General features: G+C 48.8%; 19 protein-coding genes and 1 rRNA gene. 1 reads left to right on the top strand and 19 read right to left on the bottom strand.

Going from position 1 to position 17,157, the window contains the following annotated elements; genetic code table 11:
- Positions 1-103: 103 nt before the first annotated feature.
- Positions 104-373: a transcriptional regulator gene (locus Psch_RS00380; RefSeq protein ID WP_134219823.1), complete on the bottom strand. Its 270-nt coding sequence runs from the start codon at positions 371-373 to the stop codon at positions 104-106.
- A gap of 280 nt (positions 374-653) precedes the next feature.
- Between Psch_RS00380 and Psch_RS00375 the strand changes: the two genes are divergently transcribed.
- Positions 654-1,133: a bifunctional nuclease family protein gene (locus tag Psch_RS00375; protein WP_190238781.1), complete on the top strand. Its 480-nt coding sequence runs from the start codon at positions 654-656 to the stop codon at positions 1,131-1,133.
- A 20-nt stretch (positions 1,134-1,153) separates the two neighbouring features.
- On the opposite strand, the gene Psch_RS00370 is transcribed toward Psch_RS00375, so the two are convergent.
- The 18 genes from Psch_RS00370 to rrf form a co-directional block, all read right to left on the bottom strand.
- A complete protein-coding gene (locus Psch_RS00370) occupies positions 1,154-1,855 on the bottom strand; it encodes a TraR/DksA C4-type zinc finger protein (protein ID WP_243123912.1) in 702 nt (233 codons plus the stop codon).
- A 29-nt stretch (positions 1,856-1,884) separates the two neighbouring features.
- Positions 1,885-2,175: a DUF5665 domain-containing protein gene (locus Psch_RS00365; RefSeq protein WP_134219820.1), complete on the bottom strand. Its 291-nt coding sequence runs from the start codon at positions 2,173-2,175 to the stop codon at positions 1,885-1,887.
- Between the two features lie 256 nt (positions 2,176-2,431).
- Positions 2,432-3,328: a protein translocase subunit SecF gene (gene secF, locus Psch_RS00360; protein WP_190238779.1), complete on the bottom strand. Its 897-nt coding sequence runs from the start codon at positions 3,326-3,328 to the stop codon at positions 2,432-2,434.
- Between the two features lie 15 nt (positions 3,329-3,343).
- A complete protein-coding gene (secD, locus tag Psch_RS00355; RefSeq protein ID WP_190238778.1) occupies positions 3,344-4,579 on the bottom strand; it encodes a protein translocase subunit SecD in 1,236 nt (411 codons plus the stop codon).
- A 34-nt stretch (positions 4,580-4,613) separates the two neighbouring features.
- Positions 4,614-5,273: an HD domain-containing protein gene (locus Psch_RS00350; protein ID WP_134219832.1), complete on the bottom strand. Its 660-nt coding sequence runs from the start codon at positions 5,271-5,273 to the stop codon at positions 4,614-4,616.
- Positions 5,274-5,347: 74 nt separating this feature from the next.
- Positions 5,348-5,638, bottom strand: a complete 291-nt coding sequence (yajC, locus tag Psch_RS00345; RefSeq protein WP_427910061.1) for a preprotein translocase subunit YajC — start codon at positions 5,636-5,638, stop codon at positions 5,348-5,350.
- Between the two features lie 78 nt (positions 5,639-5,716).
- A complete protein-coding gene (gene tgt / locus Psch_RS00340; protein WP_190238777.1) occupies positions 5,717-6,829 on the bottom strand; it encodes a tRNA guanosine(34) transglycosylase Tgt in 1,113 nt (370 codons plus the stop codon).
- Between the two features lie 61 nt (positions 6,830-6,890).
- Positions 6,891-7,916 carry a tRNA preQ1(34) S-adenosylmethionine ribosyltransferase-isomerase QueA gene (queA, locus tag Psch_RS00335; protein WP_190238776.1) on the bottom strand — a complete coding sequence of 342 codons (1,026 nt, stop codon included), beginning with the start codon at positions 7,914-7,916 and terminating at the stop codon, positions 6,891-6,893.
- 516 nt (positions 7,917-8,432) lie between these two features.
- Complete coding sequence (locus Psch_RS00330) at positions 8,433-9,827, bottom strand: SpoIID/LytB domain-containing protein (RefSeq protein ID WP_190238775.1); 1,395 nt, start codon at positions 9,825-9,827, stop codon at positions 8,433-8,435.
- A 90-nt stretch (positions 9,828-9,917) separates the two neighbouring features.
- Complete coding sequence (locus tag Psch_RS00325; RefSeq protein ID WP_190238774.1) at positions 9,918-10,133, bottom strand: DUF2905 domain-containing protein; 216 nt, start codon at positions 10,131-10,133, stop codon at positions 9,918-9,920.
- A gap of 1 nt (position 10,134) precedes the next feature.
- Complete coding sequence (locus Psch_RS00320) at positions 10,135-10,689, bottom strand: epoxyqueuosine reductase QueH (protein ID WP_190238773.1); 555 nt, start codon at positions 10,687-10,689, stop codon at positions 10,135-10,137.
- Positions 10,689-11,702, bottom strand: coding sequence for a Holliday junction branch migration DNA helicase RuvB (gene ruvB, locus Psch_RS00315; RefSeq protein WP_190238772.1), 1,014 nt, complete (start codon positions 11,700-11,702; stop codon positions 10,689-10,691). The genes Psch_RS00320 and ruvB overlap by 1 nt, the downstream gene beginning before the upstream one ends.
- Positions 11,703-11,722: 20 nt before the next feature.
- Positions 11,723-12,316: a Holliday junction branch migration protein RuvA gene (gene ruvA, locus Psch_RS00310; protein ID WP_190238771.1), complete on the bottom strand. Its 594-nt coding sequence runs from the start codon at positions 12,314-12,316 to the stop codon at positions 11,723-11,725.
- Complete coding sequence (gene ruvC / locus Psch_RS00305; protein WP_190238770.1) at positions 12,313-12,801, bottom strand: crossover junction endodeoxyribonuclease RuvC; 489 nt, start codon at positions 12,799-12,801, stop codon at positions 12,313-12,315. The genes ruvA and ruvC overlap by 4 nt, the downstream gene beginning before the upstream one ends.
- A 314-nt stretch (positions 12,802-13,115) precedes the next feature.
- Entirely contained in the window at positions 13,116-13,739 is a 624-nt protein-coding gene (locus tag Psch_RS00300; RefSeq protein WP_134219809.1) for a hypothetical protein, read from the bottom strand.
- Between the two features lie 157 nt (positions 13,740-13,896).
- Entirely contained in the window at positions 13,897-14,628 is a 732-nt protein-coding gene (locus Psch_RS00295) for a YebC/PmpR family DNA-binding transcriptional regulator (protein WP_190238769.1), read from the bottom strand.
- A 435-nt stretch (positions 14,629-15,063) separates the two neighbouring features.
- Entirely contained in the window at positions 15,064-16,563 is a 1,500-nt protein-coding gene (locus tag Psch_RS00290; protein ID WP_190238768.1) for an ISLre2 family transposase, read from the bottom strand.
- A 327-nt stretch (positions 16,564-16,890) separates the two neighbouring features.
- A 5S ribosomal RNA gene (gene rrf, locus Psch_RS00285) occupies positions 16,891-17,007 on the bottom strand.
- Positions 17,008-17,157: the final 150 nt, after the last annotated feature.

Raw genomic sequence — 17,157 nt, 5'->3', positions numbered from 1 at the left:
CTTTAACCCGCCATATTTTCTGGTTGTTTCTGGTAATATTATTCATAGATATAAAGATTATAATCTAAGGCCGGGTGGTTTGGCAAAAAAAAAATGCCGATTATTAACCGGCATTACTGATACTTATAAAATCATACCCCAGCCTGGTGAGGCTGCATATTTTGCTTTTGCCCTCCGTGGCGACTTCTACCAGACCCAGAGCATAGAGCTGCATCACCACATGGTCCAGCACAGCTCTTTTAACGTTTGATGTTAAGGATAAGTCTTCCTTATTCATCGAACCCTGGTTGTCCAGCGCCCTTAGCACCCTTTCCGCCTCACCGGGCAAACGGTGCTGGACTCCGCTAAAGTATTCTGCAAGCGTTGATGTCACTTTTTACTAACCTCCTACCAGTTTTTATTGATAGTATGGTCATCTATCTAGTTAAAAATAAGCTAAAAATAAAAATTTGAAAAAAAATTTTTTCCGGCTGCCAACGTAGCGTACTGATAGAGCCCATAATGAATAAACCAGGGCTGTACCTGCTACCACAACATATGCACACAAAAACAAGGTTTGACATTTAAGAGCACTTGCTTTTAGAATACAGGTATAGAATTCCTTTTCTTTGAAAAATCAAAAGCTGCTTGACGCTATAAGAAGGTGAATAAGCATGATTCCCGTCAAGGTGAGAGAAATAGCATATGATATTAATATGAACCCGGTGCTCCTGCTGATAGATGAACATGAACTCAAAGCGCTGCCCATATGGATAGGTCCTGTTGAAGCGCACGCTATCGCTTTGGCCCTGCAGGGTTTTAACCTTGACAATCCCCAGACTACCGACCTTTTAAAAGACATACTGGATCGTCTTGAATCAAGGCTCAGCATGGTCGTTATCAACGATGTAAGAGACGGGACCTATTATGCCGAGCTGCACATATGGCATCACGGTCAGGAACTGGTCATTGATTCCCGGCCCAGCGACGCTATTGCAATGGCTATCCGCACCGAAGCCCCGATTTACCTTACCGAAAAAGTCGCTCAGGACTCCATGGCCATCAAGGACCTGCTTAGCGAGGAACAGCAGGAAGATTTAAAGCAAATGCTTGAAAACAACCACCCCGGCGACATAAAAAAATCACTGCATTAAAAACCGGCCATAGCCGGTTTTTATGTGTGTTCAACGCCTACATCAATTTTCTCCGCGGGAGAGCTCTCATCATCCACGCCACGGAAATCCTTGTAGAAAACGCCATCGTCGCCCACTTCATAGGGAATATTGTCAACCTCCTCAACGGCTCCCCTGTCCTCCACGATATCGTATTCGGAATAGCCGTAATATGAACCCCCTCTGGACCATTCATCGGTGGTTTCACTATACCTGGCCACTTCCTGCCAGGCGTCTTCACCGTCGTATTCGATGTTGCCGGAAGCATCCGTGAAGCTTCTGGCAAAAGGTTTGGCCAGGACGTCCTCTTCTGCCGGCCGCTCGTCACGGCGAGGAATTTTCTCTTCAGCCTCTTTGCAGTCCCGGCATATGGTGGTGGAAGGCAGCGCCTCCAACCTCTCCAGCGCAATTTCCTTCCCGCAGACGTCACAGACGCCGTAGGTCCCTTCATTAATCCTGTTAAGGGCATCGTCAACGGCAGCCACGCTAATCATGGCGCTTTCCCGTAGAGCAAAGTCCTTGCTCCTTTCAAAGACTTCCGTACCGATGTCGGCAGGGTGGTTGTCATAGGTTGAAAGTTCGCTGATAGAATCTTCCAAGGCTTCACCCAGCCCTCGTTCATCAATAAAATTGATCCGACCCAGCAGGTTTTTTCTTTCTTCCAATAAACGCTTTTTGAAGCCCATCAGCATAGCCTTGTCCACGGCGACTAAAACCTCCTTGATTATCACGTTCATATTTTCAACTGGACCATCCGTACTATTTCCGCGATAATTCCGCCAATCCACGGTAGATTCAGCACAACCAGCTTCCTTAAGAAATATAAAAGGACTGCGCCCAGAATGGTAAACCCCACAGCGATACCGACCCCTCTGGCCAAGCCGGCTATAAAGTTGACATACATAAGCCGCCAGGGATTATCAAGAAGCTTTACGTATTCTGCAAGTTTCATCTTTTCCATACTGGTGACCAGCCAGGCAATCCTCTCTTCAAGGACTTTTAGAAGGCGGCTCTCTTCCACCATAACTACATCCCCTTATCTGGAAAAGGAACATCTCCTCAATTAATGTTTCCTGAAAGAACATAAAAAAAACGTCAAAAAGGCGTGTCGTCTCCCACACGCCTTTCGTGACGGAATTTTCGTTCAGCATCTGTGCGAATGAATTCTCACCTGCATTTTTTTGGTTTCGCTCTGTGGGCTGAACAGCTGTACATTTGTTTTCAGGGTAGGAAGCAAAAGAACCGTCCCCCTGCTTCCCGTCCCCCTGCTTCCTTTTGCTTTATGCCCGTGCTGCACCCGGTTTGGCGCGGCGCTCCTGTTTTTTCAGGTCAAACCATAACGGGCTGGCGAAACAGACTGAGGAGTAGGCTCCGACAGTTATACCAACCAGCAGGGCCAGGACCATACCGCGGATGGTCGTTCCACCCAGTAAGAAAAGAGAAACAAGGATTATTTCCACCATCAACACCGTATTGATGGAACGGGCTATGGTCTGCCAGAGGCTGGAGTTAATGACGTCCTCCAGAGCCTCGCCCTTTTTCTTGTTAAGCAGGTTCTCCCTGATCCGGTCAAAAATGATAATCGTATCGTTTATAGAATAACCAATAATGGTTAATATCGCAGCTATAAAAGCACTGTCGATCTCAATCTGAAATATTGAGAAAACACCCAGCACCACCAGCGAATCATGCAAAAGCGCGAGAATCGCCGCGACACCCTGTTTAAATTCAAAACGCCAGGAAATATAAATGACCATCAAGACTGAAGCGGCCAGCAGGGCATATATAGCCTTTGCGATTAATTCGCGGCCGATGACCGGGCCGACACGTTCACTCCGCTGCAGGGTTACGCCTCCCAGTTGGCTGTCAATAGCCGTAACAATACTTTCATTTTCCTCCTCCGACAGTTCCCTGGTCCTGATAATAAAATCAGTTTCATTACTGCTCTGGATCGAGGCATCAGCGAGATCAAATCCTTGCAGCACATTCCTGACCTGCTCAACAGAAGTTGCCTGGTTGAATTTTAAATCCAAAAGGCTGCCGCCGCTGAAATCAATACCCAAGTTCAGGCCCTGTGTAAACAAGGAGATTAGCCCGGGTATGATAATCAGGATGGATAAAGCATACCATATTTTCCTCAGTTTAATAAAATGGAAAGGCATTCTTTCCCTTAACATCAAATTAATCGCCCCCTATGCCCCGTACAATTTGAGGTTCCGTACCAGATTGCTGCCCGCCACGAGGTGCAACAGCCATCTGGTCATGGTGATGGCCGTAAACATGCTGGCCAGGATACCAATTGTAAGCGTTACGGCAAACCCTTTGATTGGGCCTGTCCCGAAATAGTAAAGAACTGCGCCGGCAATAAGGGTGGTCACGTTGGAGTCCAGGATGGCCACGAAGGCCCGTTTGAACCCGGCGTCAATAGCAGACCGCAGTGTCTTGCCGGACCAGAGTTCTTCCCGCAATCTCTCGAAGATAATCACGTTGGCATCCACCGCCATGCCCAGGGTCAGCAGGAAACCTGCTATACCCGGCAGGGTCATGGTCACATGCAAGGCCGCAAAAATCATGAGTACTATAAGAGCATAGATAATGAGAGACAGGTTGGCCACCAGGCCGGGAATCCGGTAGTATAACAACATAAAAATTACAATCCCAATCAGCCCGGCTATACCGGCCTTCACTGATTTATCCAGGGAGTCGGCACCCAGGGTCGGCCCGACGGTTCTTTTTTCCATCACTTCCAGCTTGACCGGCAGCGAACCGGAGCGCAGCAGGATGGCAATATTATGAGCCTCCGGCAGGGATTCGTAGGGCGCAATCCGGGCCTTTCCGTTGGGGATCGGCTCATCGATTGACGGCGCCTGAAGCACATTGCCGTCCAGTACGATTGCTAAACGCTTGCCCACATTGGCCGCGGTAATTTCAGCAAATGCTTTGGCGCCGTCCGGCTCAAACTCCAAATTGACTTCATACTGTCCAGTCTGGGGATTTTTACTATCCGTGGCGTTTTTCAACTGGCGGCCCGTGAGCACGGTTGTTCCGTCTTCCGTTTTAAACTCCAGGTAAGCGGTTTTAATCAGGGTGCCGACCGCTTCGTCAGGGTCCTGCACACCGGCCAGTTCAATGATAATCCGCCTCGGCCCCTGTTGTTGAATAATCGGTTCTGCAACACCAAAGGCGTTAACCCTGTTTTCAAGGATGGCCATAGCCTGCTTAACCCGGTCGTCGGTTACCGGCGCTTCCGGCGTATCCTGCGCCTCAAGCACCACGTGGACGCCACCCTTGAGGTCGAGGCCCTGTCTGATTAAATTTGCAAAAGGAAGCCATTTAACTCCCGGGAACAGCGGTACAACCGACAGGACAGCAACTGCCGCCACAACCAGGATGACCCCTGCTAATTTCAGGATCTTGTCCCACTTCATTTGCTTGTACTCCCCCTCATACCTCGTAAAAATACTACAACAGTTTAGCTCCGTTCACTACCAGCTCAAATTTGCACTTCAGAAAGGTTGCCGCCCTCCGGCACATAATCATCCTGCTCAGGAAAATCTCAAAATACTCCATTACCGGACAGATATCGGTATCAATGGTAAGCTCCATAGTAATGGTATGCTTGTTGTCATCAACCCATAAAAAAGAATGTTCAACCGCATAGTTGACCCGGTCGTGAATATCAAAGGTGGCAAAGTCCGTATTGCGTACTCTGGAACGGTGCACATCGGACTTGTCCGCCACGATCAGGGCTGCCGCCACGCTGTTGACAGCATGCCCGTACTGTTCCTCATGGTTGGCAATGGCCGAAATAATCGTGGCGATCTCCTCGGGATGCATTCCCGTTTGCATCAAGATCGGATAAGCTATAACCGCTCCGGAAATACCATGTTCGTTGCGGCTGACCACATTTCCCAGATCATGCATATACCCGGCGATGGCAGCCAACTCAACCTGCCTTTGCGGGTAACCCAACCGTTCCAGTATGTTTTTGGCAATACTGGAGACAAGGCTTACATGGCGATAGCTGTGCTCGGTAAAACCCAGCACACCGAGGTACTTGTTTCCTTTACGGATAAACGCGTCAACCACAGGGTCTTTCTTTATGTCCTCAAGGGTGATCATGTACTGCATAACCCCCTGTTATGAGCAAGTACGCATTCGATAAAAAGAGTAGACACAGGTCTACCCTCATCTACTTATTCCTTGCCTTCTCCTTCATCCATACTGATTACCTTGGAGATGGCGGATTGCAGGACCTCTATCCGGACATTATCGGCTACCTTTAAGATTAAGGAGTTATCCTTCATTTTAACGATTGTGCCATATATCCCACCGATAGTAATAACGCGGTCATCCGGCTTGAGATTTTTAATCATCTCCTGGTGTTTTTTCTGCCTCTGCTGTTGGGGCCGGATCATTAAAAAATACAGGATGGCAAATAGCCCGACTATATACAGCAGGGAGATCATTTGGGAGTTACTACCCAATATCAGCCCTCCTTTCTTGTTTTTTGTATTCGTGTTTAAAACTTAAAATCCTCTTTTTTAATAGTTTTTATATGGCTTTTAGGCTTGCAGGTAATTTTTTAAAAAATTATCCCTGTATTCCAAGATATTCCCTTGTCTAATAGCATCCCTGATTTCCTGCATAAGCCTTTGTATAAAACGCAGGTTGTGGATTGTGGTCAGGCGGATACCCAATACTTCACCCGCTTTAATCAAATGCCTGATATATGCTCTGGAATAATTCCGGCAGGCGTAGCAATCACAGGTCGGGTCAAGAGGGTCGAAATCCCGCGCGTATTCAGCATTGCGCACCACCAGCTTACCGTGATGGGTTAACACCGTTCCGTTGCGGGCTATCCTGGTAGGCAGCACACAGTCAAACATGTCAATCCCCCTGACGACCCCTTCCACCAGACAATCAGGAGAGCCGACCCCCATCAGGTAGCGGGGTTTTTCCGGCGGCAGGAACCCCACAGTCACGTCAAGCATTTCATACATTACCGCCTTGGGCTCGCCAACGCTTAAACCACCAATAGCGTAGCCGGGAAGATCGAGCCCCACCAGGTCCAGCGCACTTTGCCGGCGAAGATCCGCAAAGACGCCTCCCTGCACAATGCCGAACAAGGCCTGGTCCTCCCGTCTGTGGGCGTCTGCGCACCGCCTGGCCCAACGGGTTGTGCGTTTCAATGCTTCCAGCGCATATTCGTGCGTACACGGGTAGGGAGCGCACTCGTCGAAGACCATGGCTATATCAGAACCTAGCGCCTCCTGGACCTCAACAGCCTTTTCAGGGCTGAAGAAGTGCTCTGAACCGTCAATGTGGGACCTGAACGTGACCCCTTCCTCTGAAATTTTTCTAAGCGGCCCCAGGCTGAAAACCTGGAACCCCCCACTGTCGGTCAGGATAGGCCCGTCCCAATTCATAAAACGGTGCAGCCCCCCGGCCTCCCGAATCAATTCTTGACCGGGCCGCAGGTACAGGTGGTAAGTGTTGCCCAGGATTAACCTGCCGCCCACTTCTTTTACTTCCTCCGGAGTCATGGTCTTGACTGCCGCCTGTGTCCCTACCGGCATAAAGATCGGAGTCTCCACCGTTCCATGAGTAGTATGAAGTAGACCCAGGCGCGCCCCGCATGATTTATCTTGTTGGATTACCGAGTAATTCAATACCATTAAATACCTCTTTTAAGTCAACTATTTCCCATTTTAACTCTTTTCATGCGAATTGTACAGTCTAGACGATTAACATGGCGTCTCCAAAGCTGAAAAACCTGTACTTTTGCCGTACGGCCTCCTCATAGGCTGACAGTATTCTATCCCGGCCGGCGAGGGCGGAGACCATCATGAGCAGGGTTGACTTGGGCAGGTGAAAGTTGGTAACCAGGCCGTCAATAACCTGAAAACGGTAGCCGGGGTAAATAAAGATCTCAGTCCACCCTGAACACGGACGTATTTGCCCGTACTCTTGCGCCACACTCTCCAGACACCTTGTGGTGGTGGTGCCCACGGCAATAACCCTGCCGCCTTGCTGTTTGGTTAGATTAATGGCAGCCGCTGATTCCCCGGATATCTCATAATTTTCGGCGTGCATGTGATGCAAACTGATATCCTGCACCTCCACCGGGCGAAAAGTACCAAGGCCGACATGTAAAAGCACCGGGGTAATGGTCACTCCCATAGCCCTGATGCTGCTGAGCAGTTCCGGTGAAAAGTGAAGCCCGGCAGTAGGGGCCGCCGCCGACCCAGCCTCCCGGGCATAAACAGTCTGGTAACGATGCCGGTCCGATAAGGGCTTTTTAATATATGGTGGAACCGGCATTAAGCCCACCCGATCGAGAACCTCATCAAAAGAACCGTTGTAATAAAACTCCACGATCCTGCCGCCGTAAGCGGTGTCTTCCAGAATGCGGCCTTCCAGGAGCCCGTGGTTAAAGGTGATCTCGGTACCGGCTGGCGCTCTTTTGCCCGGCCTGACCAACGCCTCCCACCGGTCTTTCTCCAGTTTTTTTAGCAGAAGGACCTCCATCTTTGCTCCGGTAACTTTTTTTTCACCCAGCAAGCGGGCCGGGATTACTTTGGTATCGTTCACCACGAGGTTGTCACCAGGCCTGAGATATTTTAGAAGATCCCTGAAACATCTATGTTCAAACTCGTCCCTATCCAACGGGACTACCATCAACCGCGATCTGTCTCTTAACCCACAAGGGTCCTGCGCAATTAATTCCTCCGGCAGGTCATAATCAAAATCCGAAAGGTTCACCTGATAATACTCAACTCCTAATCTACGCTTGTACAGTTCTTACCTGAAAATAAGTGTTCGGTATACGAAAGCGATATCCAACAAATGCGGGAGCTAATTAATGTTAAATATTTTTATATCATATATAAATGCGAGTGTATCGCAAGTAAACGTTATTGTTAACTTGTTCTCGAAAAGCCTCTGGGGTAGTGGGCTTGGGGTTATCCTCCGCTCGCTTCGCAATTCTCCATTTGTACTACAAGAGCCTTATGCCTACCGCATCTACAGACTGCCATCCGGTAGCTACGCGCTATTTAAGCTTTACTGCATGCAATGCACGCGCTACAGAACGCACCCAGGTGCTCCGCTCTCTCCGGATAACCCCAAGCCCGCAAGTCAAGCCTTTTCGAGAACATTCTTGGTGTCCCTTAAACTGCTCCGCAGTACAAGAGCAATTGAATTCGCACCCACATTGCTGATTTTAATTTCTGCTGGCGCCGCATCAGCGGCATAGTGTCTTCTACTTGCTAATTTTCGCTAACGCAGGGAAGATGACCTGCCGTATTGACTGGTGAGGGTTACTCCGGAATAATAGTATTTCAAGATATCCTGGTAATTATAACCTTGACTGGCCATACCGTAGGCCCCGTACTGTGACATACCCAGCCCGTGGCCATATCCCCTGCCTGTTATCTTCACACTGGCCAGGCTTTTGTCCTTGTTATAGTTTTTATCCAGGACAAACAGGGAGCTTTTCAAACCTAAAGCTATCCTTACTTTATCCGCGTTGCAAAGCTCTATCTTCTCAGACTTCCCTGTGGCGCCCACACCGGTAACCGTTAAATCTTTAACTCTGGCGTCAGATGAGGTCCTTTCCTCGATCTCTATATCGGTCACTTCTTTAATAGGATAACCAGCCTGCGTCATTAACGCTGCCAGCTGTTCGTTTGAATAAGTGACCTGCCAGTTATAGTACTTGTCGTTTTTATCATAGGGATCTGTCTTAGATTTGATGTAGGGCAATGGGTTTAGCCAGACGTCTTCACTGTTTTCAGTAAACCCTCCGCTGGAACAATGGAAAAAGGCTGTAACCAGGCTGCCCTGGCTCATCATCACGATACCACTGGTATCTTTAACTGCTTTGTTTGTGGCTTCAGTTTCAGCGTCATAACCACCGTAGACCTGGTCGTATTGATTGGAGCCAAGGTTGGCCCTATCCCCCCGTGATGTTTCTACCTTTTGCAGGGCGTAGTTGCGGGCAGCTACAGCTTGTGCCTTAAGGGCTTCCCCCGGCCAGGAGGGAATTGCCTCGGAAGGCACCACCCCGCACAGGTAGTCTTCAATGTTTAATTCATTTATTGCAGTCAGCTTACCGCCATCGACCCGGAACTCAAGATCGCCCCGGTACCTGGTCGTACCCGCATTGCTGGTCAAGGATAAAAGGTTTAAGCTGCCGCCTTCACTCAGGTTAACAATTCCTTTTGAACCCTTAAACGTTATTCCCGCCTGAGCTTGCTCCAGGGGAAGCACTCGTCCGTCACTATTAATGACAGATAGCTCACCGGCGTAGCTATTATCTACTAAATCGCCATTGCCCGACAGTATGGAGGCTTGAAATGTTTGCGCCTGCACGCTTACCGGCCCTTTATAAATACCGTTTTTGCCCCTCTGTCCGGCCAGAGCGATACGTCCGTTCTGCAGTGTAACCAGCCATTTTTCGCCTGGTTCAAGTTTCATTATCAATTTACCTGTAGATTGATCAACCAATTGGTAATTGCCAATGACGGTAAAGCCGAGAGAATCAACCTGATTAGCCAGCTCTACCCGCACCAAGCCCGGCGTGGTAGTTTGCGCCGCCACAGCTGAGGGAACCATCATAAGAAACGAAACAACAATTGACAACAACAGATAACAAAGGTTCTTAGAGCTCACTTTTAACTTAACCCCCAATTTTATACATATGGGGATATCAATTCGACAAGTACCGCTGAAATCCTTCCAAAAAAAACCGGTAGTCCTTGCTTACCGGCGAAACAAGTTTAGAATAATGGTCAGCAAAATACTCAAGATAATGCTGGTGACAATTGGAAAATACAAAGTAAAATTACCCCGTTGAATAAATATATCTCCCGGCAGCCGGCCCAAACCAAACAACCGGCCGCCCAGCATTATCAGCGCCCCGCTTACAACCAGAATGCCTCCAAACAGTAATAATAATTTCCCTATATTATCCAGCACTTCAGGTCTTTGCCCCTTCCTTTTTAGATTGCCGGAAGTAGCGATCTTTTTCACTGTAAATACAGCCACAGTATTGCTGGCGATACATACCGAGTTCCCGCGAACGCGCCGTCGCTTTCCGGTAACCGGGCCTGTAATCAGCATAATAAAAGGGAACGCCATATTTCTGACCATATTCAAGCCCTATTTCACGGATAAGTTCGTGCTTCTGATAGGGACTGACCAGGAGAGTGGTTGTGAAACTGTCGAAACCGCCTTCTTTGGCCGCCCTCGCCGTCTCCTCGAGGCGCATGGCATAGCACTCCCGGCAACGGTCGGTTTCCCGGTGGACTACCTTACGGATGAACTCCTCCAACCTGTAATCATCATCCCAAATGATGGGGATATCCACACTCGCTGCAAATTTTTGCAGCGTGTCCATGCGCTTAACGTATTCTGTATAGGGATGGATATTAGGGTTATAGAAATAACCTTGTATTTCCATGCCCTGTTCTTTCAAATATTCCACAGGGTATATTGAGCAAGGACCGCAGCAGGTATGCAGCAGCATTTTCATTAAAAGAGACCCCCTTCTCTTTGATCTTTCAGGCCAAGGTGCTGGAAGGCCCTTGGAGTGACAATCCGTCCGCGAGGGGTACGGATCAGCATGCCAAGCTGGATCAGGTAGGGCTCATAGACATCTTCCACCGTTTCTGATTCCTCACTGGTAGCTGCGGCCAAGGTGTCCAATCCCACCGGTCCGCCGCCGAATTTCTGAATGATCGTCTTAAGCAGAGTCCGGTCCGAATGGTCCAGGCCAAGCGGGTCGACTTCCAGGAAGCTCAGGGCAGCCATGGCGACTTCCAGGTTGATAAGGCCATCCGCCCGCACCTGGGCGTAGTCCCTCACCCTTTTCAATAAACGGTTGGCCACCCTGGGCGTGCCGCGGGAGCGTCCGGCGATTTCCAAAGCCCCTTCCCGGGTGATCTCAACCCCCAGAATTTGGGCAGATCTTTTCACAATTAAAACCAGTTCCTCCGGCTGGTAAAAATCAAGCCTGCTCATTACACCAAAGCGATCCCTCAAAGGGGAGGTCAGCAGTCCGGCTCTGGTTGTCGCTCCGACCAGGGTGAACCTGGGCAGTTCCAGTCTTAGCGACCTCGCGCCAGGTCCTTTTCCAATAACTATGTCAAGCGCGAAGTCCTCCATAGCCGGGTAAAGGACTTCCTCAACAGCCCTGCTCAGGCGGTGGACCTCATCGATAAAAAGAACATCTCCAGCAGTCAGGTTGGTAAGTATGGCGGCCAGGTCACCGGGTCGCTCTATGGCAGGACCGGATGTGGTACGAATATTCACACCCATCTCGTTGGCGATAATATTGGCGAGGGTTGTTTTACCCAAACCCGGCGGGCCGAACAACAGCACGTGGTCCAGCGCCTCACCCCGGCCGATGGCGGCCTGAATAAAGATGGAAATTGTTTCTTTGACCTTCTCCTGCCCGATGTAGTCTTCCAGCCTGCTGGGCCGAAGACTGTTTTCCGTATCAAAATCCTCCGGTTTGGATGCAGCCGAAATAATTCTATCTCCCATGTGGGTACTCCTCAACCGTCTTAAGATTTAACCAGCATTCGCAAGGCTTTCTTGATCAGTTCCGCTACCGGAGGTTCCTCATTAAATCCGGCCAGAGCTTCCTTCACTCCCTTATGGGCCTCCGCAGTAGAGTAGCCCAGCGCCTCCAGCGCTGCTACCGCGTCAGCTTTCAATCCGGCCTGTTTACGGCCGGGCGCGTCTTGAATCGCAGTCAGTGGTATTTTGTCTTTTAACTCAAGGATAATCCGCCCGGCCGTCTTCTTCCCGATTCCCGGTACTCTGGTTAAGGCGGGCAGGTCTTCATTGACGATGGCCTGGCCGAGTTCCCCCGGCTCAAACAAGGTAAGTACAGCCAGCGCTCCTTTGGGACCGACTCCGGATACGTTTAATAGCTTTAAAAAATACTCGAGTTCCCCACGCTCCCTAAAGCCGTACAAGCTGATATCATCCTCCCGAACCGCGAGGTGAGTATGCAGCATGATCTGGCCGCCGGGTTCCGGCAGACTGTGTATAAGAGACAAGGGCACCTGGACATGATACCCTATTCCACCCACGTCAATTACTACCGCGCCTGCCTGAATATCAGCCAGCCTGCCATTAAGAAAAGCTATCATTTAAACTTCCTCTCCCATTCATATAGGTGGGCATGGCATATCGCAACCGCCAGCGCGTCCGCAACATCATCAGGACCCGGAACGGATGGTAAACACAGTATTGTTTTGACCATATACTGCACCTGCGCTTTGGCGGCGCGCCCAAAACCGGCCACGGCCTGTTTAACCTGCAGGGGAGTATATTCAAACACAGGAACCCCTGCTTCCGCAGCCGCGAGCAAAATAACACCCCTGGCGTGACCTACCGCCAGGGCAGTACGAACATTGTTGTTGAAAAAAAGTTCTTCCACGGCAACATGTGCAGGGTTGTACTGCTTGATAGTATCCAAAAGTCCCCGGTAAAGTGTTTGCAACCTTTCAGCAAGAGGAAGGCCTGCTTGGGTACGGATGCAACCGCATTCCACCATTGAAAAACTGTTGCCCCGGTAATCTACCACACCGAAACCGGTAATAGCAGTACCGGGATCAATTCCAAGTATTAGCATATAATTAACGTGTTTCCCTATATCTAAATTTTTTCAGCCAATATCTTGTTGACCTTGTCATCTTATGTTACCATATTATTTCGGAACTGATGTTCGTGTCAACAATTTATATAGCTTATTTACGATTCCTGTGAAAATCTTTGATACATCTCGCACTCATATTTGAGGGGGGATACTCTCTATGCTCAGCATTTTCATTGCTGGGTTCTATCGCTGTCTGCTCAGTAACTAGTTAGCCTGCTATTATATAAAACAGGTAAACAAAATTTTTTAGGCTGACAGGTCCTACGTATGGGTACTATCTAATGCAGATCTTAACCGTGTTCGTCGATATTTTCAAGGGCCGCATTGAGGGCTTCTTCAGTTTCAAACTCCAACTCACCCCGCAACTTATCTGCGGCGGCGCCGGCCTGTTTTTGAAAATCCATAGCCTGCTGCAGTTTTACCTGAAGTTCACCGGGGAGATCTGCAGCAGTAATTGACTCGACCCTGATAATCTTTTCGTTATAGCCGAGAGGCCCTTCGTATATTGCCAGCCAGCCCTGAAAAAGGCCCAGGTGACGGTAACTTTTGTGTTTGGAACACAACTGATCAGAACGTCCCGTTAAAATCAAGGATTTCGGGTCATTAAAGGTTACCTCCCACCCTTCGGGGGAAAATTTTTCGACCAGCTCCTTCCGGCTGAGTCCCCTTAATTCTTCAGGAGCCGGCTCTTGTTCATTGACTTCAACGTCCTCACATGCAAAAAGTCTTTCCCTGGTCAGGATTGTATCGGAAGTAACTCTGGGCTTTAAGAAATCAACCTGGTTTTGGAATACAGCAAAATAATGCGCCCCAGGCTGGCCGGCCAAACGGCTGCCGCAATATATACCTGCCGCTGTTATAAGTATTGCAGCCGGTATTAGAAATACTGCCGCCAATATTTTATTATTGCTCAAAATCATCTGCTTACCATATCCTTTTTAATATTAACATGATGATTATATTATTACCATATTTAGGTATTCTATAACAAGCCATTCAAAAAGAAAAAGCCCCAAACTCGTTTGAGCTGGGGCTTGATCTTGAGACCATATAACTAATAAGTCCAACCGTCTAATCGTCAAGTTCAAAGTTGGCATAGACGTTTTGCACATCATCATGCTCTTCCAGGGTTTCCATGAGGCGGACCATCAGCTCAGCGTCCTTGCCCTCAAGCTTTATAGTATTCTGCGGCACCATGGTAACCTCAGCCATAGCCATATTGACACCTTTACTTTCCAGTATTTCTTTTATCCCGGAAAAATCACCTGGCTCGGAGGTTATTTCATAAGAGTCATCCTCAACCTTAAAATCCTCCGCTCCTGCTTCAAGGGCCAGAAGCATTAAATCATCTTCACTGATTGTATTGTCTGCTTTTTCAATTACAAACAACCCCTTTTGATCAAACATCCAGGAGACACATCCGGATTCTCCCAGGCTCCCGCCATTTTTTGAGAATATATAACGTATTTCGCCCGCTGTACGGTTACGGTTATCAGTCATAATTTCAAGCATTACCGCTACACCGCCCGGGCCGTACCCTTCGTAATTGAATTCTTCATAGGCCGCGCCACCCGGTTCGCCGGCGCCCTTCTGTATGGCCCTGGTTATATTATCATTGGGTATATTAGCTTCCTTTGCTTTTTGGATAGCGGTTTTGAGCCGCATGTTGCCATCCGGATCCGCACCGCCATTGCGAGCCGCTACAATTATTTCCCTGGCCAAACGGGTAAATAATTTGCCGCGCTGCGCATCTACTTTGGCCTTTTTGCGTTTAATGGTTGCCCACTTGGAGTGACCGGACATAATTATCTCCCCTTTAAACGTATGTTTCAAACTAAAAAAGCGCCAAGCGCTTAAGTTCATTATTAAGTAAAGAACAGCAGCATATTCTTCATATTATCTTACCATATCATCAATTTCCGTGCAAACATGTTATTACTCATCGATGCTGTCAAGTTAAAGTGGGTCGTATCCGATAATTTCCAATGCAACTCAACCAGGTTATAAATTTGACACGATATAGATTGCAAAAAATTTAAAACACGGTGGCGGCGGCCTTGACTGCCACCCCCACGCATGGTCTGATAAAACATGCCGACGGGGTGGCTCCGGGAACATGTCTACAAAGATAGCGAACCCGTCGTTTCTCCCATTATACCATGCGTGTGGCCCCCGGCAGTCAAGGCTACCCTGACGGCGCCGCCCAAAAAAAGCCTCAGGGATTCACCAAAAACATGTCTAAAAAATCCAATCTAAAGTGAGACGGCTAATTAGTAATGCCAGTTCCCGGCTTTTCTGATTGGGTCCATAAGCTGCCGGCAAGGATGCCCGTACCCAATCCCCAGGATCTTTTGCAGCCAGGCCATCTGTTTGTCTTCTGGCCCAATAGCCGTCCTGAACTCGTACCGGCTCACTCTCTGGAGTAGGCGGCCCTGGCAGGCGAAGAATATCTATAAGATTACCGTTTCTTTTTGCACAACGAACATGGGCGAGATTGTCAGATCCGTTTACCGACCAGGAAGCCCCCTGATGTTTAAACCGACGGGCAATGGTATGCCCCACATTGGGTTCGATAACTCCCAATCCCCGGGCCGGGGAAGGGCAGGGACGGTTTCTTTCCCGCCAGTCGGTAATCCCTTCCCAAACGCTATTGATTAGGCTTTGGAAAGCTCTTAGTTTTTCTTTTCTGGTTTCGTTTGGTTCTTCAATGATCAACGTCCTTAAAAACATATTGAAAGCGGCCCGGCTGTTCGTGTCGTTCGTATAGAGGATTTTCTCGAGTTTTTTTCTGTGCTGGGGGTTAAACAGGCTAATAAGATCCCTTTTTAAGTGGAACCGGCAGTATTGATATTCGGCCCCTAAAAGATCGGCTCCTTCCCGGATCCAGTCGGCTCCGTCCCCGGCAATAATTTTTCTTGGGCAGCCGTCAAGATCGTAGAGCCGGCTTAAACGCCGTTCTAAGGCGCCCCAAAATTCTTCTCCTTTTCCGTGGTAAATGAAGTAAGTGGGGTTGATCAGTTTTGCTCTGCCATTCGGACCTTCTTCCCACCCTTCATAAACTACCGCTGTTTTTAACTCAAAGCGTCTCTGCTCACTTCTTTTGTGCCGGCGCTGTTGTTTGATCATCGCTCCGTCTACTTCGACAACCAATAAAGGGACAACACGGATACCGGTACCGTCTAAGCCAGTTTCCCCATCCCATTTCTTGAGGTGTTCACCGGCTACTTGGACATCCCGATGGATGGTCTCGTGGCTGATGCTCACCCCCAAAGTGGTCTTTAAGGTTTCTTTTGCCTTCCTGTAGGTTTGTTCGGCGGCAAGCATTACGGCTATTTCGCTCAACCGGGCAGAGACATGCGCTCTTGCTGGTATACCCAGCAGTTCGTCCAGCAAAAAGGTGTAAGCGTAAGCTCCGCTTAAAGTGCGCTTTTTGTAGTAGCGTCTTGGGTAGCTGAGCACCCCCAGGGTGGTTTCGAGGCTTCGCTCCCTTATTTCAACTACTTCCCAACCCTCCCGTTCGGCCGAGTAAAGTATGAGCCGATCAAGGTGTTCTAAAAATGCAGTCAGCATCTGAATCAAGTAGTCTCTGGCAATGGTAAATAGTTCTTTTTCTAAAGTATTGAAATTTGTCTTTCCGGCAAGTACACTGTTAAGTAAAGTACTCACTCTTTTCTCTTGCAGCCAGGAACTTTCTTTCAGATAGTCTTGGGCTGCTTGGATTTGGGGTGATGTATTCACTAGAAGAAACCTCCTTTGTCGGTTTGGCTTACTTGCATTGGAGGTTTTCTTCTTTTCTCCGTGGAAAAACTCCTTGTCTTTTCGCCTGGAGATTACTGGTGATCACCCACAGTTATTTTACAGCTACTTACTCATCATGCATTTACAGATTCATTTGTTGCCAGGTAGGTTGAAATAAAGTTAATCAAATTAATATCTCGGTATCATGCAACATACATAGAACATTTAGTTTTTACATATAACAGGGAGGGAGATTCGGGATGGGAACGGGCGGAGCGAGACAAAAAAACAAAGCCTCATGGCAGTTGACCATGAGGCTTAAAAATAATCTGGCGACGACCTACTCTCCCAGGGGCCAACGCCCCAAGTACCATCGGCTCAGGAGGGCTTAACTGCCGTGTTCGGGATGGGAACGGGTGTACCCCCTCCGACATTGTCACCAGAAACCTTTACCTTGTTTTATTGAGATGTTCTCTCAAAACTGTACAGCATAGGAGTACGCGCAACGTGTGTCTTGTGAGTCGTGTGCCGTTGAGCGCTCAGGCCTTTGGCTCGGGTCCTGGACCCTTGACAATGTCCTTTATGCCCACGTCT

Origin of the sequence: Pelotomaculum schinkii (genome assembly GCF_004369205.1) — a bacterium.
In the GTDB taxonomy this organism is placed as follows: domain Bacteria; phylum Bacillota; class Desulfotomaculia; order Desulfotomaculales; family Pelotomaculaceae; genus Pelotomaculum_C; species Pelotomaculum_C schinkii.
The sequence above is the reverse complement of the archived record's forward strand: the minus strand, read 5'-3'. Positions and strand labels throughout refer to the sequence as shown.